This window comes from Streptomyces sp. NPDC093591, assembly GCF_044764885.1.
Taxonomy (GTDB): Bacteria; Actinomycetota; Actinomycetes; order Streptomycetales; family Streptomycetaceae; genus Streptomyces.
This window is the reverse complement of sequence record NZ_JBIWIY010000006.1, coordinates 192,801-217,854: the sequence shown is the minus strand read 5'-3', so window position 1 is coordinate 217,854 and position 25,054 is coordinate 192,801. Positions and strand designations below refer to the sequence as shown.

25 protein-coding genes are annotated in these 25,054 nt (G+C 66.6%); 14 read left to right on the top strand and 11 right to left on the bottom strand.

Translation table 11 applies throughout. The annotated features are described in order from the left end of the window. The first annotated feature begins 426 nt into the window (after window positions 1–426). From ACIREI_RS15230 to ACIREI_RS15220, 3 genes are read left to right on the top strand one after another with little or no spacing between them, the layout of a single operon-like run. Window positions 427–1,392 carry an ABC transporter substrate-binding protein gene (locus ACIREI_RS15230; protein WP_403332519.1) on the top strand — a complete coding sequence of 322 codons (966 nt, stop codon included), beginning with the start codon at window positions 427–429 and terminating at the stop codon, window positions 1,390–1,392. A 31-nt stretch (window positions 1,393–1,423) separates the two neighbouring features. Then, window positions 1,424–2,389, top strand: coding sequence for an amino acid ABC transporter permease (locus ACIREI_RS15225; RefSeq protein ID WP_403332517.1), 966 nt, complete (start codon window positions 1,424–1,426; stop codon window positions 2,387–2,389). Beyond that, on the top strand, window positions 2,386–3,147 hold the full coding sequence (locus ACIREI_RS15220; protein ID WP_403332514.1) for an amino acid ABC transporter ATP-binding protein: 762 nt from the start codon (window positions 2,386–2,388) through the stop codon (window positions 3,145–3,147). The genes ACIREI_RS15225 and ACIREI_RS15220 overlap by 4 nt, the downstream gene beginning before the upstream one ends. 62 nt (window positions 3,148–3,209) lie before the next feature. On the opposite strand, the gene ACIREI_RS15215 is transcribed toward ACIREI_RS15220, so the two are convergent. The 3 genes from ACIREI_RS15215 to ACIREI_RS15205 all read right to left on the bottom strand — a co-directional run bounded on the left by ACIREI_RS15215 (window position 3,210) and on the right by ACIREI_RS15205 (window position 5,329). Beyond that, a complete protein-coding gene (locus ACIREI_RS15215; protein ID WP_403332511.1) occupies window positions 3,210–3,923 on the bottom strand; it encodes a hypothetical protein in 714 nt (237 codons plus the stop codon). Continuing rightward, complete coding sequence (locus tag ACIREI_RS15210) at window positions 3,920–4,408, bottom strand: SigE family RNA polymerase sigma factor (protein ID WP_403332508.1); 489 nt, start codon at window positions 4,406–4,408, stop codon at window positions 3,920–3,922. Before ACIREI_RS15210 ends, ACIREI_RS15215 begins: the two co-directional genes overlap by 4 nt. A 147-nt stretch (window positions 4,409–4,555) precedes the next feature. Next, window positions 4,556–5,329, bottom strand: coding sequence for a class I SAM-dependent methyltransferase (locus tag ACIREI_RS15205; protein WP_403332505.1), 774 nt, complete (start codon window positions 5,327–5,329; stop codon window positions 4,556–4,558). A gap of 100 nt (window positions 5,330–5,429) precedes the next feature. Here ACIREI_RS15205 and ACIREI_RS15200 point away from each other — a divergent pair, with 100 nt between their 5' ends. Next, window positions 5,430–6,059, top strand: a complete 630-nt coding sequence (locus ACIREI_RS15200; RefSeq protein WP_274243280.1) for a CGNR zinc finger domain-containing protein — start codon at window positions 5,430–5,432, stop codon at window positions 6,057–6,059. Here the strand turns inward: ACIREI_RS15200 and sodX are convergent. Beyond that, complete coding sequence (gene sodX, locus ACIREI_RS15195; RefSeq protein ID WP_403332950.1) at window positions 5,963–6,397, bottom strand: nickel-type superoxide dismutase maturation protease; 435 nt, start codon at window positions 6,395–6,397, stop codon at window positions 5,963–5,965. The genes ACIREI_RS15200 and sodX overlap by 97 nt on opposite strands. A 145-nt stretch (window positions 6,398–6,542) precedes the next feature. Between sodX and sodN the strand changes: the two genes are divergently transcribed. Continuing rightward, entirely contained in the window at window positions 6,543–6,938 is a 396-nt protein-coding gene (gene sodN, locus ACIREI_RS15190) for a superoxide dismutase, Ni (protein WP_007491258.1), read from the top strand. A gap of 7 nt (window positions 6,939–6,945) precedes the next feature. Here the strand turns inward: sodN and ACIREI_RS15185 are convergent, their stop codons facing one another. Together ACIREI_RS15185 and ACIREI_RS15180 are read right to left on the bottom strand one after the other, a co-directional pair. After that, window positions 6,946–8,100, bottom strand: coding sequence for a tyrosine-type recombinase/integrase (locus ACIREI_RS15185; protein ID WP_403332501.1), 1,155 nt, complete (start codon window positions 8,098–8,100; stop codon window positions 6,946–6,948). A gap of 21 nt (window positions 8,101–8,121) precedes the next feature. Then, window positions 8,122–8,625, bottom strand: a complete 504-nt coding sequence (locus tag ACIREI_RS15180) for a helix-turn-helix domain-containing protein (protein WP_403332499.1) — start codon at window positions 8,623–8,625, stop codon at window positions 8,122–8,124. A 120-nt stretch (window positions 8,626–8,745) separates the two neighbouring features. On the opposite strand from ACIREI_RS15180, the gene ACIREI_RS15175 reads away from it, so the two are divergent. From ACIREI_RS15175 to ACIREI_RS15160, 4 genes are all read left to right on the top strand, one after another. Further along, window positions 8,746–8,940, top strand: a complete 195-nt coding sequence (locus tag ACIREI_RS15175; RefSeq protein WP_102912061.1) for an AlpA family transcriptional regulator — start codon at window positions 8,746–8,748, stop codon at window positions 8,938–8,940. Between the two features lie 577 nt (window positions 8,941–9,517). After that, window positions 9,518–10,690, top strand: a complete 1,173-nt coding sequence (locus tag ACIREI_RS15170) for a DUF3631 domain-containing protein (protein WP_403332947.1) — start codon at window positions 9,518–9,520, stop codon at window positions 10,688–10,690. Between the two features lie 318 nt (window positions 10,691–11,008). Further along, window positions 11,009–11,617, top strand: a complete 609-nt coding sequence (locus ACIREI_RS15165) for a hypothetical protein (RefSeq protein ID WP_403332496.1) — start codon at window positions 11,009–11,011, stop codon at window positions 11,615–11,617. Beyond that, window positions 11,607–13,301 (top strand): relaxase/mobilization nuclease domain-containing protein, encoded by a 1,695-nt coding sequence (locus tag ACIREI_RS15160; protein WP_403332493.1) that lies wholly within the window; start codon window positions 11,607–11,609, stop codon window positions 13,299–13,301. The genes ACIREI_RS15165 and ACIREI_RS15160 overlap by 11 nt, the downstream gene beginning before the upstream one ends. A gap of 62 nt (window positions 13,302–13,363) precedes the next feature. Here the strand turns inward: ACIREI_RS15160 and ACIREI_RS15155 are convergent, their stop codons facing one another. The 4 genes from ACIREI_RS15155 to ACIREI_RS15140 form a co-directional block, all read right to left on the bottom strand. Then, the gene (locus ACIREI_RS15155) at window positions 13,364–13,942 is read right to left on the bottom strand and encodes an HAD domain-containing protein (protein ID WP_403332490.1); all 579 of its coding nucleotides are present in this window, start codon (window positions 13,940–13,942) and stop codon (window positions 13,364–13,366) included. Window positions 13,943–13,972: 30 nt separating this feature from the next. Beyond that, window positions 13,973–14,668 carry a class I SAM-dependent methyltransferase gene (locus ACIREI_RS15150; protein ID WP_403332487.1) on the bottom strand — a complete coding sequence of 232 codons (696 nt, stop codon included), beginning with the start codon at window positions 14,666–14,668 and terminating at the stop codon, window positions 13,973–13,975. Next, a complete protein-coding gene (locus tag ACIREI_RS15145; protein ID WP_403332484.1) occupies window positions 14,669–15,580 on the bottom strand; it encodes a phosphotransferase family protein in 912 nt (303 codons plus the stop codon). Window positions 15,581–15,652: 72 nt separating this feature from the next. Beyond that, window positions 15,653–16,402 (bottom strand): hypothetical protein, encoded by a 750-nt coding sequence (locus ACIREI_RS15140; RefSeq protein WP_403332481.1) that lies wholly within the window; start codon window positions 16,400–16,402, stop codon window positions 15,653–15,655. Window positions 16,403–16,627: 225 nt separating this feature from the next. On the opposite strand from ACIREI_RS15140, the gene ACIREI_RS15135 reads away from it, so the two are divergent. The 5 genes from ACIREI_RS15135 to ACIREI_RS15115 all read left to right on the top strand — a co-directional run bounded on the left by ACIREI_RS15135 (window position 16,628) and on the right by ACIREI_RS15115 (window position 24,085). Continuing rightward, complete coding sequence (locus tag ACIREI_RS15135; protein ID WP_403332478.1) at window positions 16,628–17,986, top strand: tetratricopeptide repeat protein; 1,359 nt, start codon at window positions 16,628–16,630, stop codon at window positions 17,984–17,986. Between the two features lie 34 nt (window positions 17,987–18,020). Then, on the top strand, window positions 18,021–18,521 hold the full coding sequence (locus ACIREI_RS15130; RefSeq protein ID WP_403332475.1) for an NUDIX domain-containing protein: 501 nt from the start codon (window positions 18,021–18,023) through the stop codon (window positions 18,519–18,521). Between the two features lie 1,634 nt (window positions 18,522–20,155). After that, a complete protein-coding gene (locus ACIREI_RS15125) occupies window positions 20,156–22,279 on the top strand; it encodes an ATP-binding protein (RefSeq protein WP_403332472.1) in 2,124 nt (707 codons plus the stop codon). Between the two features lie 13 nt (window positions 22,280–22,292). Further along, complete coding sequence (locus ACIREI_RS15120; protein ID WP_403332469.1) at window positions 22,293–23,018, top strand: hypothetical protein; 726 nt, start codon at window positions 22,293–22,295, stop codon at window positions 23,016–23,018. Further along, window positions 23,015–24,085, top strand: a complete 1,071-nt coding sequence (locus tag ACIREI_RS15115; protein ID WP_403332466.1) for a ComEC/Rec2 family competence protein — start codon at window positions 23,015–23,017, stop codon at window positions 24,083–24,085. Before ACIREI_RS15120 ends, ACIREI_RS15115 begins: the two co-directional genes overlap by 4 nt. Window positions 24,086–24,372: 287 nt before the next feature. Here ACIREI_RS15115 and ACIREI_RS15110 read toward each other — a convergent pair whose 3' ends face one another. Continuing rightward, entirely contained in the window at window positions 24,373–25,026 is a 654-nt protein-coding gene (locus ACIREI_RS15110; RefSeq protein WP_403332464.1) for a M15 family metallopeptidase, read from the bottom strand. Window positions 25,027–25,054: the final 28 nt, after the last annotated feature.

Genomic DNA, 25,054 nt, shown 5'->3' with positions numbered 1-25,054 from the left:
GACGTGAAGGGAAACACGTGTGCCGATGACACGGATCGAACACGGCCCGGCAACGACAGCGGTGCGATTCATGGCGAAATAAGCGGACAATCGATGCCGTAGGCCCCAAAGGCTGCGAACTCCCGCAAACCCCACACCGCACTGATCCATATCCCGAGATACGCCGAAGATCCTCCGGCTGGAAGGGCAGATCCCCGTAGAAGGTGCGGTCAGGATGTACCGACCTGAGGCGGTTCGGGGGTCACCCGTTATCCGATTTTGACATGGCGGGCGTCCTGAATGGATCGGACCGAATGGCAAGATGCCGTAATCACACGAGGTCGCGACACTCGAAGACGTGTGTTCTCGTCGACCATCGCAGTGCCGAACCCATCGGCAGCTGTACGCCCCATCGGCAACTCCACCCATCCGCCGGAGGAACCCACCATGACCGCACGCTCCACCCGTCGTACGACCGCCGCACGCTCCCGGCTGGCAGCGGTCGGCTCGATCGCGGTCGCAGGCGCACTGATTCTCACCGGCTGCGGTGACCAGACGAACGACGGCGGCAGCGAGGGCACCAACGAGACGGGCAAGGCGAACACCGCCCCGCTCTTCGACAAGCTGCCCAAGAAGATCCAGGACGCGGGCGTCATCAAGGCCGGTACGAACGCCGAGTACGCCCCGATGGAGTACCAGGAGGGCGGCAAGATCGTCGGCGTCGACCCCGACATCGCCGCCGCGCTCGGCAAGAAGCTCGGCGTGGAGTTCCAGTTCACCTCCGGCTCCTTCGACGGCCTGATCACCGCCCTGAACTCCGGCCGCTACGACGTCGCCATGTCCTCCATCACGGACACCAAGGCGCGCCAGGAGGGCTTGGACGACAAGGGCAAGAAGCTCGGCCCGGGTGTCGACTTCGTCGACTACTTCACGGCCGGCACCGCCGTGTACGTCCAGAAGGGCAACCCGAAGAAGATCAACTCGATCGAGGACCTCTGCGGCCAGACGGCTGCCGTGCAGCGCGGCACGACGTACGAGAAGGCGCTGCAGGACCAGTCCAAGAAGTGCACGGACGGCGGCAAGAAGAAGATCAACATCGAGTCGTTCGAGAACGACACCGAGGCCCAGACCCGTGTGAAGTCGGGCGGCGCGGTCGCCGGCGTCAACGACTACCCGGTCGCGATCGACCTGGCCCGCAAGGCCGACGGCGGCAACGCCTTCGAGGTCGTCGGCGAGCAGGTCGACGCCGGCCCGTTCGGCATCGCGGTGAACAAGGACAACAAGGAGCTCACCGCGGCACTCGAAGAGGCCGTCAACGCGATCATCGAGGACGGCACGTACAAGAAGATCCTCGAGAAGTGGGGCGCCGAGACCGGCGCCATCGACAAGGCCGCGATCAACGGCGGCAAGTGACCGTCCCGAGCAAGACTGAAGGGCAGTCACAGTGACTGACAAGTTCGACAAGGAGCCGGCCGACGCGGACCCGTCGGCCGCCGTCTCCAAGGACGGCGGGGCCCTCCCGCCCGAGGCGATCAAGGCCATTCCGGTACGGCACTACGGCCGCTGGGTCAGCGGTGTCGTGGTGCTGGCCCTGGTGGCCCTGCTCGTCAACGCGTTCGCCACCGCCGAGAAGATCCAGTGGAACGCCGTCGGCGACTACGTCTTTGACTCCACGGTCCTCGCGGGTGCCGGCCGCACCCTGCTGATCAGCGTCCTCGCGATGCTCATGGGCGTGGTCCTGGGCGTGATCCTGGCCGTGATGCGCCTGTCCAAGAACCCGGTGACGAGCTGGGTGGCCTGGGTCTACATCTGGTTCTTCCGCGGCACGCCGGTCTACGTCCAGCTCCTCCTCTGGTTCAACCTGGCGCTGATCTTCCCCGTACTGAATCTCGGTCCCATCTACAAGGACGAGATGGTCGACGTCATGACCCCGTTCATGGCCGCCCTGCTGGGCCTGGGCCTGAACGAGGCGGCGTACATGGCGGAGATCTGCCGCGCCGGTCTGATGGCCGTCGACGAGGGCCAGACCGAGGCGTCGCACGCACTCGGCATGAGCCACGCGAAGACGCTGCGCCGCATCGTGATCCCGCAAGCGATGCGAGTGATCGTGCCGCCGACCGGCAACGAGTTCATCAACATGCTGAAGACCTCGTCGCTGGTGTACGCGGTGACGTACAACGAACTGCTGCGCGCCACCTCCACGATCGGCTCCACGTCGTACGCCGTGATGGAGATGCTGTTCGTGGCGTGCATCTGGTACCTGGTCATGACCAGCGTGTTCAGCGTCTTCCAGTACTACCTGGAGCGCCGTTACGCCCGCGGCTCGACCCGGAACCTGCCGCCGACGCCGTGGCAGAAGATCAAGGTCAACATGATGGCCTTCAGCCGCGAAAGGGGCAGTTCGGTATGACGGCCATGGTGAAGGCCGAGGGCGTCCACAAGTCCTTCGGTCCCGTACAGGTCCTCCAGGGCATCGACCTGGAGGTGCAGACCGGCGAGGTGTTCTGCCTCATCGGCCCGTCCGGCTCCGGCAAGTCGACGTTCCTCAGGTGCATCAACCACCTGGAGAAGATCAACGCGGGTCGGCTGTACGTCGACGGTGAGCTGGTCGGCTACCGCCAGAAGGGCGACAAGCTGTACGAGCTCAAGGACAGCGAGGTCGCGCAGCAGCGCCGGGACATCGGCATGGTGTTCCAGCGGTTCAACCTGTTCCCGCACATGACGGCCGTCGAGAACGTCATGGAGGCGCCGGTCCAGGTCAAGGGCACGAGCAGGACCGAGGCCAGGGAGCGCGCACGGGAGCTGCTCGACCGCGTCGGCCTGGCCGACAAGGCCGGCAACTACCCCTCGCAGCTCTCCGGTGGCCAGCAGCAGCGCGTGGCGATCGCCCGCGCGCTGGCGATGGACCCGAAGCTGATGCTTTTCGACGAGCCGACCTCGGCCCTCGACCCGGAGCTGGTCGGCGACGTCCTCGACGTCATGCGCGACCTCGCCGAGTCCGGCATGACGATGGTCGTCGTCACCCATGAGATGGGCTTCGCCCGCGAGGTCGGCGACAGCCTGGTCTTCATGGACGGCGGCGTGGTCGTCGAGTCCGGCGACCCACGCGAGGTCCTGACCAACCCGCAGCACGAGCGGACGCAGGCGTTCCTGTCCAAGGTGCTCTGACGGTACGACGGTGAAGGGGCGGTACGAGATCCTCGTACCGCCCCTTCACCATGTACGCCCCCCTACGGCAACAGCTCGGGGGACATCACCACGTCACGCAACTGGTCCGCCGTCAGCGGCGGGGCGTCGAGCCGTGGGCCCAGCGCCCGCTTGCCCTCGAAACCGCTGTTGGCCGTGATCATGACGATGTAGCCCTTCGTGAACAGCCGCACGGAACGCTTGGGACCATAGGTGTTGCCGCCCCTGCGGCTCTCCCGCGCCAGCTCGGTGGACTCGCGCTGATCGCCGTTCGGCAGCGTTTCCGGGACGCAGGTCGCCGCCGTCCCGGGGATGTACGACGAGCACCGCTCACCCACCGGCACCGGCCAGTCCTGCCGCCGTCCGGGGAGGACCTGGACGTTGAGATACCCGACGCCGCCGTCCTTGTAGACGGCGTAGAGCCCGTCGTACGGTCCTTCGCCCACGACGTCCTCGACCTGGCGGATCTCGCCGATCCCGGGCGGCAGCAGCTTCGCCAGCCGGTCCGCCCTGGACCCGGGCTGTGTGCCCGTGACGCCCGTGGGCTCCCGGCCGTTCCCCGGCAGCGCCCCGATCCCGACCGTCAGACTCACCGCGACCACCGCCGCCGCGACCGCCCCCCGCCGACGCCACCGCACCCGGGCGGCCCGCGCGAACACCGCGTCGCAGCCGGGCCCTGAGGGCATCGGAACACCCTGGAGGGCCCGCCCCAGCAGCTCCGTCGCCTCCGGCACCTCGTCGACCTCGCCGTGACTCATACGTGCTCCTCCCGCACCACGGCCCGCAGCGCCGCGAGCCCCCTCGCCGTGTGGCTCTTGACCGTGCTCTCCCGCATGCCGAGCAGTGCGGCGGTGTCGGCGACGCTGAGGTCCTCCCAGTAGCGCAGTACCAGCACCGCCCGCTGCTTGGGCCCGAGCCGCGCGAGCGCGGCCCGCACCATGACCCCGGTGTCGCTGTCCACCGACCGCCCGGGCACGTCCGGCACTTCGCCGTACGCCTGCTCGCGTCGCCAGAAGCGCCGGCGCGCGGCGATGAAGGTGTTGACCAGCGTCTTGCGCGCATACGCGTCGAGGTTGTCCAGCCGCCGGTGCCGGCGCGCGCCGAGGACGACCTTCACCAGCGTGGTCTGGACGAGGTCCTCGGCCTCGTCCGGGTTGCCGCACAGCAGATAGGCGCTGCGGAACAATGCCGTGCGTCTGCCCTCGACGAAGGCATGCAGTGACGCTTCCGCGCCCCCCGTCATCCCTCCCCCTCTCCCGCCCCTCCCGTAGGGACCGTCTCACCCCTTCCAGTGCGGCGGGACTCCCTCCAGGACGCGGCGGAGGCGGTACGAATTTCTCGCACCGCCTCCGCGTCCTCGTACCGCCTCCGCTTTCTCCGACGGCCTGCCCTACTTCAGGGCGAGCAGCAAAGTGTCCGACGGCGAGCACCACACGGGCCGCGCCTCCCCGAACCCCTTCTCGCGCAGCACGCGGGCGTGCCACTCGGTGGACGGCATGTCGCCGTCGGCATGCTCGCCGTAGATCGCGAAGCGCTGGGCCGTCGGCTCCGCCAGGGCCGGGTCCTTGGCCGCCAGCTGCCACCACTCGGACCAGTCGAGGGCACCGTCTCGCTTGGCTTGATCCATGCGGGCGTGGCGCAGGGCGCGCTCCGCCGCGTTGATCCGGGGCGTCGAGTCGTCGATCATGTGGTCCGCGTTCAGGAAGACACCGCCGTCGCGGACGAGCTCCGCGACCTGACCGTAGAGGGCCGCGAGGGGTTCACGGTGCAGCCAGTGCAGGGCCGTGGCGGTCAGGACGGCGTCGTACGAGTCGTACGGCAGCTGCGTCGGCCAGTCCGGCGTCTTCAGGTCGGCCGTCACGAACGAGACCCGCTCGTCGTCCGCGAAGGTGCCCTCGGCGATGGCGAGGAGGGCGGGGTCGAGGTCGACGCCGGTGCTGACGGCGTCCGGGAACCGCGCGAGCAGCCGGGCCGTGATACTTCCCGTACCGCACGCGAGATCGAGCACGCGCGGGGCGGGGCCGACGAGGGCCTCGACCATGTCGAGCATGATCCGGAACCGTTCCTCGCGGTCGGGCATGTACCACTCCTGCTGCCGGTCCCAGCTCTCCTGCCAGGCGGCCCAGTCGGCTCCGGCCGTGGTGGTGATGTCCGTGTCCGTCATCGAGCCCCTCCATCGCGCACGTCACGTAATACCCTGGAAGCACGATCAGCTGTTACCCGACCGCACCACGACGATAGAACGCCCTCCGTAAGGACTACAAGTGGAACTGGCCTATTACTCGGATTACGCCGTACGACTCGTCAACAGCGAGGACCCGGCCCGGGGCAAGGACTCGCTGACCTCGGTCGAGGCCGTCCGCGACCTGTTCGGCGTCAGCCAGGAGGCGGGCCGCCGGGCCACCGACGCCGACGTCACCCGCTTCCGCTCGGTCCGTGCGCGGCTGAGGGCGGTCTTCGAGGCGGCGGACAAGGGCGACGAGGCACTGGCGGTGAACCTGCTGAACTCGCTGCTGCTGGAGTTCCCGGTGAGCCCGCAGATCTCCGGCCACGACTTCCGGGACGACGACGGCCGCCCCCTGTGGCACATGCACCTGGCGGACCACCCGTCGAACGCGACCGCCGGCTACGCGGCCATCGCGGCGATGGGCCTGGCCTTCCACCTCACCGAGTACGGCGTGGACCGCCTGGGCCTGTGCGAGGCGGCCCCGTGCCGCAACGCCTACCTCGACACGTCCACCAACCGCTCCCGGCGCTACTGCTCGGACCGCTGCGCGACCCGCGCCAACGTGGCCGCCTACCGCGCCCGCAAGCGCTTGGAGGCCGACCGGTCGGCGAAGACGGGCCGCACGGCCGACACCGCCCAACGCGCCAGCGCGAACGGCGAGCGCTGATCGGGCTTGCGCGGCCGGTACCGGAAGCGGACCTTGCCCAGAATCAGCTCGTCCGGCACGACTCCGTAATCCGTGCTGTCCCCACCCGCGTACGCGTTGTCCCCGAGCACCCACCAGCCGCCCTCACGGCGCTCCGCGGCACGCTTGACGACGAGCAGGTCCTGCTGGAACGGATGCCGCAGGACCACCACGTCCCCCGGCCTGATCCGGCCCCGGTGCCACACGACGAGCAGGTCGCCGTGGTACAGCGTGGGCACCATGGACGGCCCCGTCACCTCGGCCCACCCGAAGGGCTGAGCGGCCCGCCCGCGCTCGACGTCCTGCGACAACTCCGGCATCCCCGGCACCTCCCCGGTACTGTCCTCCACCAGTCTCAGTCTGACCCTGGACTTTTGTCCTAAGCCCATGGGGGCACTCGCGAAAACCCGTCTTGCAGGGAGTAATGTCCCACCTGAGAAGACGATCACGAGGAAGGAATGCTCCATGCTTTCCCGCCTGTTTGCCCCCAAGGTCAAGGTCAGCGCACACTGCGACCTGCCCTGCGGTGTGTACGACCCGGCCCAGGCCCGCATCGAGGCGGAGTCGGTGAAGGCCGTGCAGGAAAAGATGGCCGCCAACGACGACCCGCACTTCCAGGCGCGTGCCACCGTCATCAAGGAGCAGCGCGCCGAGCTCGCCAAGCACCACGTCTCGGTGCTCTGGAGCGACTACTTCAAGCCCCCGCACTTCGAGAAGTACCCGGAGCTGCACCAGCTGGTCAACGACGCCCTGAAGGCCCTCTCGGCCGCCAAGGGCTCGACCGACCCGGCCACCGGGCAGAAGGCGCTGGACTACATCGCCCAGATCGACAAGATCTTCTGGGAGACCAAGAAGGCTTGATCTATGGCTAGGCCGTCTGACCTGCGGTTTCGCGGGTCGCATCGCCTACCTGTCCGCACCCGGTCCGCAGGCCGCCGAGAACGGCGTCCATGACGGTCCGGGTGCGGTCTTCTTCCCCCGGCCACAGGTGGGCGTAGATCCGCAGCGTGATGACGGCGGACGCGTGGCCGAGGACCAGCTGGACCTGCTTGACGCTCGCTCCGCCGGCGATGAGGGCGGAGGCGTAGAAGTGGCGCAGGTCGTGGGTCACCATGTGGGGCAGCTCGACGGGCTTGCGGCCCTCGCGCTCAGCCACCTCGTTCTCCGCTGATTGGAGCGTCCTGCGAGCGCAGTTCCACTCCGTCTTCCAGCGGCGGTAGTTGAGGGGCTCGCCCTCCTCCATCGTGAACAGCCACTCCTTGGACGGACGTGCGGCGAGATGCGCGAGGAGCGCGTCCGTGACGACCTCGCCGACCGGGACCGTACGGCGAGACTTGGCGGTCTTCGGCGGGCCGATCTTGCCGGACTGGAGGCGCTGGCGCTCGACGCGGATGGTGCCGGCCTTGAAGTCGACGTCCGAGATCTTGAGGCCGAGCAACTCGCCTATTCGCAAGCCTGATCCGGCCAGCGTGACGATCGCCGCGCGGATGTACGGCGGCATTACGCGGGCCATAGCCTCGACTTGCGCGACCGTGGGCGGGATGACCTCTTCATCCGGCATGGGCGGGAGGGTGATCCTGCGGCACGGGCTGGACGCGATGACCTTGTCCTCCACGGCCGCCGTCATGAGGCGTACGAGGACGTCGTAGACGTTGCGCACGCTGCCTGGGCCGAGCTGCTCGGACAGGCTCTTGAAGAGCACTTGGAGGTCGTTGCGGCGTATCGCCGCCATGGCGCGGGAGCCGAGCGCCGGGACGAGGTGGAGCCGGAGCGCGTTGTCGGTGATGCGCTCGCCTGCCTCGCTGGCGATGAGTGACTCCTCCCACTTCTTCGCGTACCTCTCGAACGTGGTCCGTCCGGCGCGGGGATCGACGTACTGACCCGTGACGATGCTGGTCGTGACCTCGTCGAGCCAGCGCTGGGCGTCGATCTTCCGGTCGAAGTGGCGGGCGTGCTCCTTGCCGTCGAGGTCGCGGTAGCGGGCCCGCCATTTGCCGTTGGGGCGCTTTTGGATGTTGGCCAAGTGGCTTCTCCCTTGGGTTGCTTATCGGTAGTAGCCGCCGCCCTCGATGTACTCGGTGAGGGTGCGGGCGTCGCGCTCCTCGCCCATGAGGCGAAGGCACTGTTCGTGGATGGCTCGTGAGCTGTCGGGGTGGGCCTGGATGTGCTCGGCGATCCCGACGACGGCGTGGTGCAGGCGGCCTTCGGCGTCGCGCGTCTCGTAGTAGGACTCGACGGCTTCCTGGACGAGCCGCCTGCTGTCGAGGTCCAGCCCTTCCAGCGGCGGGGACATCAGCTCTTCGAGGGGCAGCTCGAAGACGCGAGCAAAGGCGAGGGCTTCGTCGACGTTGATACGGCGGCGTGGGGTGCCGTTCTCGATACGCCAGACCGCGGTCTGGTTCATCTTGACGCCGGCCTTGGACACCCGATCCGCCAGCTCGATCGTGCTCCACCCCCTGACCTCGCGCTCCAGTGCCACCCGCGCGGCGATGTTGCCCTCGCTGTAGAGCAGCGGCACCTCACCACCGTCGACCTTGTCGCCTGCCATCGAACCTCCATCCTGACCGTTGCTTTCCCAATTGAAACATGAGCTTCCCGATTTGGCTAACCGGCGATCATCGAGTACAACCTATGCAGATTGAATTGCCACCTAGTCGATTGGGAATGCATGCGATATCTGACCACCGCCGAGGTCGCCGAGCGCTACCGCACAGCGGAGAGCACCGTCCGCTACTGGCGCCAGATCGAGAAGGGACCGCGCAGCATCAAGATCGGCAAGCGGGTGCTGTACCCCGAGGCCGAGCTGCTGCGGTACGAGCGGGCTCTGATCGACGGCCGGGAGGAGTGGGGTCTGGCCTCCTGAGCCGTCGGCGCCCCCGGACACAGCAACGGCCCTCGGCGCGCCAACGCCGAGGGCCGGAGATTCCCCTGCCGATCGCCCATCCCTGAACGAACGAGCTGGTGAGGGGCGGGGCCTTGCCCGTCCTGCCTCTCACCGGAGAGGAACGTCTATGGAGGACTCTACGTCCCCCAACTCCACGAACTCATCCCCCGCCGCCTGGCCTGCAACGGCGGTGCCCGGCGAGGGCATCCCCTGGCGCCGCGGGGACCAGCACTCCGCTGATGCGACGTCAGGGGACCGTCCCCGCGAAGCATCCGGTCCCCTGTCACCGCAAACCACGGTCCCGATAGCCACATCCGGTGGAGAGGCGCAGGCCAGCAGCGTGACAACGGGGACCGGTCCCCAAGACGCAGACGTTGCACCAGGGGACCGCAATGGGGACCGGGACAACGGCTCCCACCTGTCGCCGGGGACCGGCACTCCCGTGGAGGGGGCCGAGCAACACAAGATCGCGGCCGTCGATGACGTGGCAGGCACCGGAGGCCATGAAGGCGCGGGGGTCCTGGTAGCTGCTGACGGGGTCGCGCTGCTGGACGAGTTGCGGGCAGCGATCGGCAAGTACGTGGTGCTGCCCAGTGAGGAGGCGCTGACCGCGGTCACCCTGTGGGTGGCGGCCACGCACATCCAGACGGCTCTGCAGCACGCGCCGCGTCTGGCGGTGGTGAGCCCGACGAAGGGCTGCGGCAAGTCCCGGGTTCTGGACGTGCTTCACGAGACCGTGCACCAGCCAATGATGACGGTGAACACCTCCCCGGCGGTCATCTTCCGGGTCATCGGCAAGAACCCGCCCACCCTGCTGGTGGACGAGGCGGACACCATCTTCGGCCCCAAGGCGAGCGGTGACAGTGAGATCCTGCGCGGCCTGCTGAATGCCGGGCATCAGCGCAACCGGCCCGCCTGGCGAATCTCTGATCCGGAGCACAAACCGACCCCGTTCCCCACCTTCGCCATGGCCGCCATCGCGGGGATCGGCGACCTGCCAGACACGATCATGGACCGGGCGATCGTGCTGCGGATGCAGAAGCGCAAGCCGGGCGAGAAGGTCTCCCCCTTCCGCTCCCGGTATTCGGTGCCCGAACTCAACGCGCTGCGTGATCGGCTGGCCTCCTGGCTGAGCCCGCTGCGCGGGCAGGCCGCCCGCATGGTGCCGCAGATGCCGGTGGAGGACCGGGCAGCGGACACCTGGGAGCCGCTGGTCATCATCGCCGACCTGGCCGGCGGCCACTGGCCCGCCCAGGCCCGTGCCGCCTGCCTGGCCATGACCCGCCACGAGGCGGCCCAGGACGAGCAGAGCAGCCTGAAAACGCGGCTACTGCGCGATATCCATCGCATCTTCGCGCAGGCGGACAACCCCGAGGCCCTGGCCACCCAGGATCTGGTCGCCGCCCTGATCCAGGACGCCGAGGCCCCGTGGGCGGAGCACGGCACCAAAGGGCTGAACGCCTACCACCTGAGCAACCTGCTGCGGGACTTCAACATCAGCCCGGCCAACTACCGGTTCGACAAGGGCACGCAGGCCAAGGCGTACATGCGGAACCGGTTCCTGGACGCCTGGGCCCGCAATTGCCCCGACCTCGTCGAGGCGGCACCCGAGCCCGAACACGGCACTGCACATGCCCGCATGGCCCAGGGCAAGCCGCCCACCGCCCCGGCGGGGACGCTGCCCGTCGGCCCGCCCGGTAGCCCCGCCGGACCCAGGCGCACTCTCTGATCCCACCGGGGTCCGTATCACTTCGTCGCATCCGTCCCCGCGCAGGTCAGCGCGGGGACGGATTCTCTCGCCGGGACGGAGTTCTCCGTACCTGCCTGCGTGTCCGTACCTGTGCTGACCAGGCATGCAACGGATGCGACGGACGTGACACAGCCCCATCCCCCTCTCCATCGGAGCACCACCATGCACACTGAGGACGACACGAACCCTCTTTCCTCCCGCCGCTGGGGATGGTTCGGCCGGAGCCGACGAACAGCAGCAAGCTGGAGCGAACGAGCCCCTAAAGGGGCTTCGTCCGCGCTTGCCCCCGCCCTTGGGATGGCGGAGGAAGAGGGGGCCGGGCGCCAGCGGGCATCCGAGCCTGAGGAGGGGATGAACGAGCCCCGCACCACGTCTGCCGCCGACAGCGCCGAGCAGCCTGTCGCCGACTCCATCACCCCACACGCCGAGCCGTCCGCCGATCCCCAACCGCCCTCCGCAGTTGAGCAGCCCTCGTGGCCCGAGCCCGACGCCCCCGCGCTGCCCGCGCGGATGAACCGCAAGCGCACTACCGAGAAGCGCGACCAGGAGAAGAAGATCCGCTTCACCCCGACCGCGGTCCGCCTTATCGACGCCGAGGCTAAACGGCGCCGCCAGAAGTTCGCCGGCTTCGTCGGCGACGCCGCCCTCGCCGTCGCGCTCGGCAAGGCGAGCATGGTCGGCAGTCCAGAGGACGACCCCATCCGCCCGCTGGTGGAGGCCATCGAAGCGCACACCAAGGCGCTGAACCGGATCGGCACCAACCTCAACCAGATCACGGCAGCCATCCACTCCGGCGCGATACCCGAGCGCGCCGAGGCCGCCTTCGACCGCATTGAGCAGGCCGCCCAGGCCAGTTACGCACTGATGGACCAGCTCCTGGCGGAAGGGGCCGGTCATGGTGCCTGACGTCTCCACCGGCTCCAGCACGGTCGGCCTGATCAACTACCTCTTCGGCAAGGGGCGGCGCGACGAGCACACCGACCCCCACATCGTGGCTGCTTGGGACATGGCCGGCGCACCCGACCCCGGCCGCGACCCCACCGCCACCTACACCCAGCTCGCCCGGCGCCTAGATCACCATGTCGACCTGCGCACCCGGGAGCTCGGTGGAGAGAAGCCGCCGCAGCATGTGTGGCACTGCCCCGTACGCACCGCGCCTGGCGACCGCTACCTCACCGACGCCGAGTGGGCCGAGGTCGCCCGCCGCGTCGTCGCCGCCACGGGCATCGCCCCCGACGGCGACGAGAAGGCGTGCCGATGGATCGCGGTCCGGCACGCTGACGACCACATCCACATCATGGCCACCACCGTCCGCGCAGACGGCCGCCGCCCCCGTACGAATCGGGACGGTTGGCGAGCCCAGCGCGAATGCCGAGAAATCGAGGCCGAGTTCGGGCTGCGCCGCCTGAAGTCCGGCGACCTCACCGCCCCGCGCACGCCCACCGGCGCCGAGCGCGCGAAGGCCGAGCGCCAGGGCCAGGACGAGACCGCACGGGAGTGGCTGCGCGAGCAGGCGTACGCGGTCGCTGCCGCCGTACGCAACATCGACGAGTACTTCACCGTACTGCGCTCCCTCGGCATCCAGGTCAGGCCGCGTATCGGCCCCGAGACCGGCGAGGTGACCGGCTACAGCTTGGCCGCGCCCGGCGATACCGCCCAAGGCGAGCCGGTCTGGTACGGCGGCTCAAAGCTCGCCCCCGACCTGTCCTACAACCGCCTCTGCGAACGGCTCCCCACCCAGGAGCTGACCGACCGCCCCCAGCAGGTGGCGGACCCAGCCGAACCGTGGCACCGCGCCGAAACCGCCATCCGCCACACCCACGCCGTGCTCGACTCAGGCGACGACGCCGTGGCCCAGGGCCACCTGGATGCCTTCGGCGACACCCTCCACAACCTGGCCCTCGCCACCAACAGCGAGCACCGGGCCGAACTACAAGCTGCGGCAAGGGCGTTCAACCGCGCCCGCCGCTCAGCGATCCGGGCCGACCAGCAGGCCGCCACCTCCCTGAGGGAAGCCGCCAAGGAACTCGCCTACGCCACACACGATCCGGGCGGACTCGCCATCGCCCTGATCTTCGCCGCCCTCCACTTGGCACGCGCCGCCGCCAAGTGGCATGAGCAGCGCGGTCACGAGCAGCAGGCCGCAGCGGCCGAAGAAGCCTTCCGCCACCTGCAGGCCGGTTACCAGCAGGCCGCCCAGCCAGTCTTGGCGGATCTCGCGCGGCGCGCACCGCGCGCGACAACCGCCAGCCGCTTCGAGCAAGATCTACGCGCAGTCCTCCCCGACCACGCCGACCGCGTCCTCTCCGATCCTGCATGGCCAGCCCTGACTACGACCCTCGCCCGCGCCGAGACCGCCGGGCACAACCCCCGGCGCCTCCTGTCCGAGGTCGGCACCCGGCGGGAATTCGATAGTGCCGAGCATCCCGCCGAGGTCCTCAACTGGCGCATCACCGCTCAACCGAACAGGCGCGCTCAGGCAGCACGTAGGCAAAGCACCGTCAGCGGGACGAAGTCCACGTCCTTCGCTCCACATCCTCCGGCCACGCCAGTGATCACGACGCCCGAAGAACGCCGTCGGCACCGCTGAACTCGGTCGGATGCCCTCGCCATACCGCGCGGCGGGGGCATCGACTGTTCTGCCACAGCGCGTCAGGCTGCTTCGGTTCCGTTCGGAGCAGCGGGTGCACCAGTCCGCACGGCGAACAATCGCCCGGCCCACGCTCGGACTTCGGCCAGATGTTCAACCTGCAGCCCGACGCGGGGATCAGGTTGAACCAGCAGGGTCGTCGCGCCACGGGCGGTGCGCTCCGCAGCCCAGGAATGGTCGAGGTCAGTGAAGTCGTCGTCGATCCACACAGCGGGGGCGTCAGCCAGCCACGCGTCGACGTAGTCGCGCTTCCACAGGTAGCCATTGGGGTGGCTGGTTGTGATCTTGGGGCGCGGGAGATCGACGTGCGGCAGGGGTGGGAGACCGAGGAGCGGTCCGATCAGAGTGGCGGCGTCCCGGCGCCAGCTGGTGCACCAGACTGGCGTGACCATGCCGGTACGGATCACTTCCATGAGCATGGGGCCATGGGCGGGGTTGAGCCAGATGGTGACCGGGTCGTCGGCGCTGCGGCCAGCGGGGACGACGTCGTGGCGGGCGTGGGTGGCTGGGGTCGAGCCCCCCGCGTCGGGAAAGGGTATGAGGACGCCGTCGATGTCGAGGAGCAGGTAGGGCGGGCGCATCGGATTCTCCCAGGGGAGCCGGAGTGAGGGTCAGAGTTTGCGCGCGGTGATCAGCAGGGTGGTGGGCCAACGGCCTCCGTGGCGGGCGTCGTGGAACTCCTGGGCCGAGGTGAGCCAGAGGCCGGCGCGATCGAGGTGTTTCTCCCAGCGGTTGGCGTCGAAGTCCCAGCGGGCGATGGGTAGTCGGGTGCGGTCGGGGAGGGTGACGTAGTCGCGGCGGGGCCGGTCGTCGGTGGCCGGGCGGAGGCCGCACCGCTGGGGGTGGGGGACGGAGAAGGCGAGGGTGCGACCGGGCTTGAGGTGCTGGGCGATGGCCGGGAGCAGGAGCTCGGGAGCTACGAGCCCGATGGCGCCGAAGACGGAGTAGACGGCGTCGAATTGCTCGTCGGAGGCTTGTAGGTAGTGCAGGGCGTGGCCGGCGACGAAGGTCAGGTTGTTCAGTCGGCCGTAGTGCGAACGGGCTCGGCGGACTTGGAGGCCGACGAGGTCGACGCCGGTGACCTTGGCTCCGTAGCGGGTGGCGAGGTGGGCGGCGTTGTGGCCGGGGCCGCAGCCGAGTTCCAGCAGTCGCTTGCGGCGCAGGTCCTGCCCGAGGATCTCGGCGCCAGGTCCGCTGCCGGGCCGGGTGATCCACTCCATCCGTGCGGGCACCGAGAGTGGCTCGGCGGGGCTGGCCGTGGTGCGCTGGAGGGCGTGGACGTACCAGGGGGAAGCTTGGGCGAGCACCTAGACCTCCAGGAGGTGGAGGACGTCGGTGAGGTGGCGGCGGACGGCCTTGATGTAGGCGGGGTCGGTGGCCGGGTCGTTGATCCAGCGGATCGACTGCTCCATGAACCACTCGACGGCCCACATGCGATGCCAGCCCAGGGCCCAGTTCTCGGCGGTGAGCCCGCCGCGCTGGGTGAGGGCGTCAGGGGTGCCGCCGGCGGTGACGTACTGCTCCAGGAAGACCCGCAGGCGTACGGGGTCGGGGGTGTCGAGGATGCCGTGCCAGCTGGCGAGGTCGAGCAGGCCGGGGCCGGTGAAGGCGCGGGCGAAGTCCAGCAGGCGCCAGCCGTGCCGGCTGATGTGGAGGCTGGTGGGGTGGAACTCAGAGTGCACCCATCCGAACGGAGCCACCGACGTACCAGCTGAGCGTGCCTCGGCGGCTTGGGCAATCCGATCGAGCGCGTCCTCCACGTCTTCCGTGTCCTGCCACCGCTCGGCCTTGCGGAGCAGGGCGAGGTACTCCAGGGCCCGGTTCGGCAGCGTGCGGAGCCGGGCCTGGTCGAGGACGGGGAGGGCGGGAGCCGTACGAGTGCCGTGCAGGACCACGGCCGCTGCGGTGCCGTCGAGGTCGTCGGCGTCGCGGACGGCCGGGCCGAGGTCCTCCATGAGCATCCCGAGCCAGCCGTCCAGGACGGCGGAGGCGTGGACCTGCGGGACGGGAACGCCGAGCGTGCGCGCCAGACGCAGAGCTTGATCCTCGCTGTCGAAGGGCCGCTTTGCGTACTTGAAGATCGCGGTGGTCGCGTCGGGGAAGGTCAGGCGCTCGACACCGGACATGGACCACACGCGTACCTCCTCACGCATGGCGGTGGTGCGTCCGGCCATGGTGAGCAGGTTGTCGAGGAGTTCGGCGCTGGGGTTCGCGGTCACGTGGGGGCTCCAAGGAGATCGGGGCGTCCGGGGCGGGCGAGAGGTGCCGGCCCCGGAGCCTGGTGTGCGGTGTTACGCGGCTGGGGTCACGCGGTGGGCGTAGACCTGCTCGATCCATCCGGCCTTGAAGGCCGCGAGGTCGTCACGGAAGGCGGCCATCGACGCACCGTAGGGCGCGACGACGCCACCGGTCTGGTCCGGCACGGACTGGCAGCCGTGCACGAGCCGGCCACCAAGGGCGGCGTGGGCCTTGATGGATTCGATGCGCCGGTGCTCGTTGAACCAGCCACCGTGGTAAACCTCGTCGAGCATGCCGCCCATCTCGTCGCTCAGGTCGAAGACGACGGAGGTGGCGGCGGGGAAGAACCAGCACGGGCCGACGTTGGAGATGTGCCCGTCCAGCTCCACCTTGTTCAGCGCCATCAGCGTGGCCGCCTCGCGCAGCATCCGCAGGTGCTCCGCGGTGATCTGCGGCAGGCCGAGGCTGGCGAGGTGCTCGTCGCGGAACAGGTACGCGTACACCGCGTGGGCGGTGGACAGTACGCGGGCGGCGTCCGAGGTGGACTCGGCGTGGGCCTTGATGAAGTCCAGCGCGAGCTGCTCGACCGCGCTCTCGGTGGTCTCCTCCACGTCCAGGAGCTGGGACTTGACCAGCTCCCAGTCGGCGACGAGCCAGGAGCTGGACTCGAAGCGGAAGAAGTACTCGGCCGGGTCGATGGTGATGCGTCGGCCGTCGACCTGGATGCCGGGCAGGCGGTTCCAGCGCTCGTCGAACGCCTCGGGCAGCTCGACCGTGATGGCCGTGGTGTCGATGGTGGTCACCGTGTCTCCGTCTCTGATCGGCCGGGTTTGGGCATAGGAATGCCCGAACCCGGTGTAGGTGTACGGAACTTCGGGGGCCGCCCGGCCGAAGGGGGGAGCCTGGTCGCGGTGTCGGACCGGGGCCGGGCGGCTGATGATTAGTGAACCCTCCGTCACGCACAGTGGGTACGGTGAGAGGCAGTTGAAGCGGTATACGCGGTTTACAGCTCCTGAGCGGAGGCGATCGTGGCAGCAGTGCCGAGAGGTCCCAACTCCCGCCTGCGTGACGTCATCGAGGCGATCGGCTGCACCTACGAGGCTCTGGCGAAGGACATCCGGCGTATCGCGGCCGAGAACGGCGAGACTCTCCAGACCAACAAGTCGGCCGTCTCCCACTGGGCGAACGGCACACGCCAGCCGACTGGACGGACCGGGCAGTACCTCGCAGAGGCGCTGTCCCGCCGAGCAGCCCGCACCATCACCTTGGCCGAGATCGGCCTGCGAGCACCCGAAACTGCGGTGTCGGAAGAGCCCGATCCAGTTCTGGCCGCCACCGATCTGGGCCGAGCCGACGTCGAACGCCGCCGTTTCCTCGCCGTGGCTGCCTTCACTACAGCCGGCGTGGCCATGCCGCTCTTCTACGACCACGAGGCCACGGCCCGCATGCTGCGGGCCCGCACCGGCAACTCGGTGGTTGGGATCGAGGACGTGGATGTCGTACGGCACATCACCGCTGCCTTCAGCGCGGCCGACGAACGCCTCGGCGGAGGCCATGGCCTGACCACCGTCACCGCTTACCTCGCCGACACCGCCGCCCCGATGCTCCGCGGACGCTTCCCGAACGAAGCCTTACGGCAGGCCGCCTTTGGCGCCGTCGCCGAACTCGCGTACCTCGCCGGGTGGAAGCACCACGACCTCGGCCAGGAAGGCGCTGCGCAGCGCTATTACCAGGTCGGGTACCAACTCGCCTGCGAAGCCGACCCGCGTGGGCACGCCTCCTGGATGATGCGTGCCCTCGCCCATCAGGCACTGAGCCTCAAGCAGCCCCACCACTGCGTCGACCTCGTCGAAGGAGCCCTCGCCCGCGGTCTGGGCCACGTTGACGGCCAGACCGAGGCGCTGCTGCACATCACCCATGCCCGCGCCTACGCCGCGGTCGGCGCGAAGCCCGCAGCGGCCCGCGCCCTGCTCGCCGCCGAAGACGCCCTCCTGCGCGACGACGGGCCCCAGCCCAGCTACTCCCGCGTCAGCGGCCCGGCCGCCGGCACCGTCGCCAGCCACACCGCCCGCACTCTGACCGACCTCGCCGACCACGTCGGCACCGAGCAACAACACCGCGATGCCCTGGTGCGCTGGGACCCCGAGAAGTACAAGCGCGTCCACGCCCTCACGCACGCCGACCTCGGCGACAGCCTCGCCGCCCAGGCCCGAGCCGACGAGGCCGTCGGCGCCTGGTCCCAGGCCCTGACCCTGATGGAGGGCATGACCTCAGACCGCACCCGCAAGGCCATCACCTCGCTCCGCTCCACCCTCTCCATCTACCAGCGCCGCAAAGTGCCCGGAGCCGCCGAACTCGCCCGCCGCGCACGCGAAGCACTGGCCTAAGCTGCCACCAACCGGCAGATGAAGGGACGCAACCGTGGCTCATCCGCAAACCGACGACCAGCGCCAAGCCCTCAAGCCCGCCCTCGAATCTATGACCCTGCTGGTCGCTGCGGTCATCGTCCACGACCAAGCCACCAACCGCGTCGTTCTCCTCCAGCGCAGCGAGAACGCCAAGTTCGCTCAGGGCATGTGGGACCTCCCCGTCGGCAAGAGCGAACCCGGCGAGCCCATCACCGAAACCGCCGTTCGCGAGCTCTACGAGGAGACCGGACTCACCGTGGAGCCCGAATGCCTGGAAGTGGTCCACATCATCCATGGCGCGTGGGGCGTCGAGGCCCCCAACGGCTTTCTGACCGTGGTCTTCGCCGCCCACGAGTGGACGGGCGAGCCCGAAAACCGCGAACCGCGCAAGCACGCCCAGGTGTGCTGGATCGACGCCAACGCCATCCCCGAGACGTTCGTCGACACCACGGCCAGCGCCCTCCACCGCTACCTCACCGACGGACCCCAGGTGTCGCTCGACGGCTGGAAATAGACGAGAAGTACTCCGAGGTCACTCGGGCGATGGCAGGTGTCCGCGCCAGGCCAGATCCTCAACGGCCACTACTTCCGCTGCACTGTGCCGCTAAGATAGTCCGCCTGGTGAGCCTGCAGAAATAATCCGGCGGCTGCCGTTTCGAAAGAATTCTCTGCGGGCCGGAGGCTGGACTACTCAATGGGCCATGGCAGGGATCGAATTACGCCAACCGTGAGATGCCGACAGCGAATTCTCTGATCCAGCCAGTCCGAGACCGTAGAAGACTCCAAGACTTCCAGGAGACGCTTACAGTCGGATTCGTCACCACTAAGCGGCGAGGCGGTAATAAGGTGATTGTCCACTGCAATGGGCTCGACGCCCGTAACCAATACACCAGCCGCACGCGCCTCACCTCCTGCCCGAGCACCAGGCCGTGACGTTCGCCGGATCGCAACGAATGGCGGCACAACAAGACGGCCGGCAAACTGCCGCGTACGACCTGGAACCCCCCTCGTACCAGTGGTCGGGAGGTCCCGAGCTGTAAGGAAGGGTGCACTCGGCCCTGCATGCGGATCCCGGTTGTCTACCACCGGCCCGACACGCACTTCGAACGCCTCTTCAATAGTTGAGACCCCTATAGGTTCCGGCCACCACGGCGCGACAGTGGCTACTGGCCGACTCTTCCTCTTGCGCGTCCCACCCAAAAAGAAAACATCAATGTCGGTGTGAGGATCAAACTGGCCATACAGTTCCGCTCGATCGACCTTCAGCACTGACTCAATCCGCGAGCGCCACGGTTCATACCGGCTACCACTACGCAACACGTCGGGCAGAACCGCGTGCAACTGCTGGCCTACTTTTAGCGCTTGCGCGCCCGCCAGAACAAATACAGCAGCTTGGGAGACCGCACCACTTGACCAATCGCAGTCATCGTCAGCGAAAGTGTTCCCATATGGTGGATTGAGCAGGAGATGACCTCGATATCCGGCGGTAGTGCGGAGCTCGGCAAGTCCGTCTCCGACTTCTACCCCCCGGAAGGCCCGTAGGCCCGCCTCAAGATCGATACTCTGCGGTTGGACCTCCCCCTGATGGCGAGCGGCAGCGGCGAGGAACAGGCGTAACCGGGCAGCGTCGACGAACGGCTGGTGAAGATCGCAACCACGGAGCCTGCCGCCCCACAACCTCACGGTGCCGGCGAGGGTAGGAGCAGTGGGCAGGCGGTCAGAAGCAGCGATCAGGAGATCCCCCGCGCCACATGAGGGGTCCCAGTAGCGATCCGCTGGCGGGGAGGCCTCGGGGCCACCGAGCAACGTGGCGAACTTGGCCCGTACCGGCCCACCCGTGAAGAAGGCGCCCTCATCACGCCGCACCTGCAGCGGCACCAGGGAACGCAACTGCTGCGCCGCCTGACCGTTCAAGGCGTGATGAACGTCCTGCTCAACGCGCCCCCACGCCCCGCGCACAACGTCCGAGGCGAGCACCCTCAGTCGGTCGGTGTACACCCCATATTCGGCCGTTCGCACGCGGCCCCCTTCCCCAACGGTGTCAACTGCCTTATATGTAGCTGACATTGACGATCAGCGCGCCGCTATTCTGCAGCAGGCTGGCTGTGCCTCGGAACCCCGGGGTGGGTCCAGTTCGGAGGGGGATCCTTGACTACTCATCTGCGCTTCGCCCCAGAGATCTTGGTGCGACTCGGCGAGGAGCTCATCCCGCACCCCGACCTGGGGGTGATCGAACTGGTCCGTAACGCCTATGACGCTGATGCTGACTACTGCAACGTCACCCTCACCAACGCATCCCAACCCGGCGGGACACTGGTTGTCGAGGACAACGGTGACGGCATGACCGCAGACGACATCAGGGACGGCTTCCTCCTGATCGGTCGCTCGACAAAGTCCGGCTCGCCACTGACACCCAAAGGGCGACGCAAAGTAGGCGAGAAGGGACTGGGGCGGCTCGCGGCCCTGCGCCTGGGACGCAGAGTGGATCTGATAACCCGGCCACGCGAAGATCTGGGTACCGAATATGTGCTTCACATCGACTGGGCAGATTATGAGTCGGTGACTACCGTCGAGGACGTTGAATTAAACGTCGAGAAACGGCAAACAACGAAGAAGCCAGGCACCAGTCTCATGATTTACGGCCTGCGCCAAGGCTTCGATGCCACCGAAATGGAGCGGCTCGCCCGGGCCATGCGCCTCCTAACAGGATTCTTCGAAGATCAGGACACGGGCTTTGAGGCAACCCTCAATGCGCCACAGTTCGAGAAAGTCGCCGCTGCCGTAAATCACGGATTCTTCGATGATTACGAGTACAGACTAGTAGCTCATCTGGATGACGAGGGACACGCAAGCGCGGCACTCTACAACTGGAAGAATGAAGAAGTTGCGCGTGGCGATCACTTTGATGTAGCACAGGGCCGCGTACGGGGCCAATTGCAAGCACCACTCGCTTATCAGGCACCATCAGCAACATTTGAACTTTGGATGTTCCTCCTGGACGCCAAGTCCTTTACCCGTCGGGCTTCACCTCACAAACACTCCGACCTCAGGCCATGGCTAAAAGTGATTGGCGGGGTCCACCTATTTCATCGAGGCTTGCGTGTTCACCCGTACGGTGATCCCGGTTTTGACTGGCTCGAGCTGAACCTCCTACGATCGCGCAGTCCAGAACTTCGTCCCTCCAGTAACACTAGCGTGGGTCGCGTTTCCGTGGAGGATTCGGGTGACGCCCTAACCCCCAAGACCGACCGGATGGGATTTCAGGAAAATCTGGCCTTCATTGATCTGCGCGAGTTTGCCCGACGGGCAACCGACTGGGCGGCACGCGAGCGTCTTCGAATTCGCGAAGACGGAAGAATCGGTGGAGCGGCAGCAGCCAAAAAAGAGAAAGAGAAAGCTAAGCGTTCGATCAACACAGTACTGAACGAGATCAGGAAGTTTAATCCCGTCCAAGCGGCAGAAGTCTCAGAGTTGGTTGATACCCAAGAGCGATATATTCAAGCTCTTGAGCGAGACCGCCTCCTGTACAGGTCTCTGGCGACAGTCGGCATTAGCACCGCAGTCTTTGCCCATGAGTCGCTTACAACGTCCGCCGGGCTCGGCGAGGACCTGGAACTCCTGGAGAACCGCATACGGGAGCTGACTGAAGAGTCCTCGTACACCGGGCGCCTCGAAAAAATCCTGAGCCGGGCCAAGGGATGCGCCACGTCCATTCATTCATTCGCAAAGGTTCCCTTGCGTATGCTGCGGCGTAGCAAACGTCGAGCGGCAGTAATAGATGTGAATGACGCCTGCCGAGAATTTGCCGAGATGTTCGGAGGCTACCTAACCGACAGAAATATCGTGCTGGACCTGGATCTGTGTGATGAACCAGCTCGGGTACTTACGCCCGTAGCGGACATTGAGTCGATCTACACCAATCTGGTCATTAATTCAGCGAATGCCTTCTCGCATTCGACGGAGCCTTCCGGCGAGCAAGTGGTCCTGATTCGCACCCGGACAGACCCTCGTCATGTATTCATCGACGTGGCTGACTCAGGGCCAGGACTGACTGACGTGTCCGTGGAGAACATGTGGCTGCCAGGCGAGGGGGGCGAGAAGTCCGACGGGACAGGTCTGGGGCTGACAATTGTCAGGGATATTGTGGCCGACCTTCACGGGAAGAAAAGCGTACTGGAAGACGGAGAGCTGTCGGCTGAAATCCACGGGGAGCTGGGGGGCGCTGCTTTTCACATCCGGCTTCCCAAGCAGGCTGACGGTAGGGACAGGTAGGTAGCACAACCCGATGCTCAACACGGCCACATCTGATCTTCAAGGGCTCGATGAAATAAGGGTTGCCCTCGTGGATGATCGCAGGGATGCACTGACCAGGACTTGCGATCTCCTGGAGGATTTGCCACTCAGTGTTGAATCGATGCTTCTGCGAGAAACTCAGACGCTCGATAGCGTACTGAAAGAGATCCAGGACCGCGGCTGCAATGCTTTAATTTCAGATCACCGCCTACGTCATCAATCGCATGTCGGATTCGATGGTGCAGAACTCGTGTACAGGGCTAACGAGAGAAAGCTACCAGCAATCCTGTATAGCGCATACGTAGAGGATGACGAAGCGACAACAATCCGCGAGTGGCGCTACTTCATTCCCCGCGTCGTGGAGAAGGGGCCTGGGTCCGTCAAAGTGATCCCGGGAGCTCTCAAAGCCGCCAAGGCAGAATCAGACGGTGTGCGACCGCTTGAGCGGCGAGGGTTCCTGACCCCGATTCGGGTCGTCGATATTCACCGAGATTCGGGATACCCAACGGTGGAAGTTACCGTGACCGCGTGGAAACCGGACGCTAGAGTGACGATTCCTGCTACCCGCCTTCCGGTCACGCACCGAAAACTCACGCCTGGACTTATCGGTCAGATCTTCCTCGGTAATGTCAATTTCTACGCCGAGGAAGAATCCGAGTTATTCTTTCACGAACTTCGGCCGGCACCTGAGATCCCCTCTGATTGGAAGTCAGAATGACTACGGCGCAAGCGGGGATCCATTCCACGCCGCAAACCGCAAAAGTTGCGACTGAGGCAGTCATCTTGGACGTAGGTCATGGAAACTGTGCAGTCCTTCGAGATGGCAGCAAATGCGTTATAGTGGACGCCAAGTCCGACAAGTTGCTATATCAAGAACTTGTGGCATCAGGCGTGCGCCGCATCGAGCACTTGGTGCTCTCTCACGCCGACAGTGACCACATCGCTGGTGCGTTGAGGCTACTCCCAAATGAAGACTTCGAAGTTGGAACTGTATGGGTAAACTCCGACAGCCAGAAAGACAGTCAGCAATGGCATGAACTACTGGCGCTTCTAACAGCTCTGCACCAGGCTGGGCGCCTAAAGGCTAGACTCGCTATCTGTGATCTTGACGGCTGGGATCTCTCTCTTGAAAACGTCTTAATCGATGTCATCCATCCCACCTTGACCGACATCGGCCATGGCACCGGAAAACGGGGGCGAGTTCGCCCGGAGATTACGACCAATGGCATGTCCGTCGTACTTCGTGTCCTCCTCGAAGGGCTTCCTGCGCTGCTTCTTCCTGGCGACCTCGACTCTGCTGGCCTGGATCAAATACTCAGCCGTGACAAAGAAGTATCGGCTCACGTCCTTGTCTATCCACATCACGGTGGGCATAGCGGAGGTGGCCCAGAAGAATCCTTCGCAAAAATTCTATGCGACGCAGTATCTCCAGACGTCGTCTTATTCTCCATGGGTCGAGGGGTTTTCAGGAATCCGCTGCCCGAGGTTGTGGGGGAGATAACCCGCTCATTCCCTGATACCCGCGTGGCCTGCACACAGCTTTCCGAGAACTGCCACGCTGGCACCGTGCCTGAGGGCGAAAGAGGTTATCTACTGAATCGCCCTGCCGCCGGCAACACAGGAAACAGGTCTTGCGCCGGCACTGTCAGAGTCGCCGTCGCCGACAACCGACTCGTAGTGGAACCAGCGCCCCTGGATCACCAACGATGGATCCGGCAGCATGTGAGCGCTGCTATGTGCGAGTCAGGCGGAACCCTCCCTGTACCCAGGCCGCGAAACCCGTGACGGGGGCCCCAGCCAGTCCGCACCCAGTCCGCAAGACACCCAGTCAAGACCGTCGCACCCCATCGCCACCAATCACCAAAAGGCCAGGTCAGCGCCCCACAGGAAACATCCCCGCAGGTCACCAACCCGCCCCATTACTAGGAGACGAAGAAGGCCTGATCTCCGATCACCTGGCCCACTTGACCGCACCCGGCCCACAGGCCGCCGAACATGGCGTCCTTGCTGGTCCGGGTGCGGTTTTGTATGCCCGGCCACGTCGGGCATCACAGGTGGCCCGCCCCGGCGGCTCAACCCAGTTCCCGCGCCCCGTACATCGCGCTGTCGGCCCCGCTGGAAAGGGCCCAGTAGCGGTCGCCGTACGACCAGTGCCACCACTCGGTGGGGTAGTTCACCAGGCCCGCGGTGGTCAGGGCGTCGCTGAGCAGCCGCCGGTTGGCCCGGGCCGCGGAGCCGATGTTCTCGGCATCGGTGTAGCAGGCGCCGTCGCTCTCTTCCGGGTTGGCGTTGACCGGGGTTCCCATGTCGAGTTCCTGCCCGTCGGCGGAGACGAGCGTGAGGTCCACCGCGGCGCCGGCGCTGTGCGGTGCGATCTCCGGCGGCGACACGTACCGGCTCGCAGCGTGGTGAATCCGGGTCGGCGACCAGTGCGGGTTGTCGGCTCGCAGGTTGCCGGCGTACCGCTCGAAGTAGTGGCGCTGCAGTGCGGGCGGCCGGTATCCCTCGACGAAGAGCAGGCGGATGCCGTCCGGGAGCAGCTTCTGAGCCTTGAGGAGACGTATCAGGACCCCTTCTCGCAGATGCGCGAACGCCCCTGTTCGATCGGCTTTGCGGGGGTCCACGGCGAGGGATTCGTGGAGCCGGACGTCAACGAGTGGTTCGCCGCAGTCGGCCACCGGGATTGCCGCGATCTTCGGATCTGACATCAGCACGATCTCATTCATGGACTGATCATTGCCGACCCGACCGTCG

Bases quoted from the DNA above. Each gene is read 5' to 3' on its own strand.
- ACIREI_RS15230 (WP_403332519.1), top strand. From the start codon at position 427: ATGACCGCACGCTCCACCCGTCGTACGACCGCCGCACGCTCCCGGCTG.
- ACIREI_RS15220 (WP_403332514.1), top strand. From the start codon at position 2,386: ATGACGGCCATGGTGAAGGCCGAGGGCGTCCACAAGTCCTTCGGTCCC.
- ACIREI_RS15215 (WP_403332511.1), bottom strand. From the start codon at position 3,923: ATGAGTCACGGCGAGGTCGACGAGGTGCCGGAGGCGACGGAGCTGCTG.
- ACIREI_RS15210 (WP_403332508.1), bottom strand. From the start codon at position 4,408: ATGACGGGGGGCGCGGAAGCGTCACTGCATGCCTTCGTCGAGGGCAGA.
- ACIREI_RS15205 (WP_403332505.1), bottom strand. From the start codon at position 5,329: ATGACGGACACGGACATCACCACCACGGCCGGAGCCGACTGGGCCGCC.
- sodX (WP_403332950.1), bottom strand. From the start codon at position 6,397: ATGCCGGAGTTGTCGCAGGACGTCGAGCGCGGGCGGGCCGCTCAGCCC.
- sodN (WP_007491258.1), top strand. From the start codon at position 6,543: ATGCTTTCCCGCCTGTTTGCCCCCAAGGTCAAGGTCAGCGCACACTGC.
- ACIREI_RS15180 (WP_403332499.1), bottom strand. From the start codon at position 8,625: ATGGCAGGCGACAAGGTCGACGGTGGTGAGGTGCCGCTGCTCTACAGC.
- ACIREI_RS15175 (WP_102912061.1), top strand. From the start codon at position 8,746: ATGCGATATCTGACCACCGCCGAGGTCGCCGAGCGCTACCGCACAGCG.
- ACIREI_RS15165 (WP_403332496.1), top strand. From the start codon at position 11,009: ATGGCGGAGGAAGAGGGGGCCGGGCGCCAGCGGGCATCCGAGCCTGAG.
- ACIREI_RS15160 (WP_403332493.1), top strand. From the start codon at position 11,607: ATGGTGCCTGACGTCTCCACCGGCTCCAGCACGGTCGGCCTGATCAAC.
- ACIREI_RS15155 (WP_403332490.1), bottom strand. From the start codon at position 13,942: ATGCGCCCGCCCTACCTGCTCCTCGACATCGACGGCGTCCTCATACCC.
- ACIREI_RS15120 (WP_403332469.1), top strand. From the start codon at position 22,293: ATGCTCAACACGGCCACATCTGATCTTCAAGGGCTCGATGAAATAAGG.
- ACIREI_RS15115 (WP_403332466.1), top strand. From the start codon at position 23,015: ATGACTACGGCGCAAGCGGGGATCCATTCCACGCCGCAAACCGCAAAA.
- ACIREI_RS15110 (WP_403332464.1), bottom strand. From the start codon at position 25,026: ATGAATGAGATCGTGCTGATGTCAGATCCGAAGATCGCGGCAATCCCG.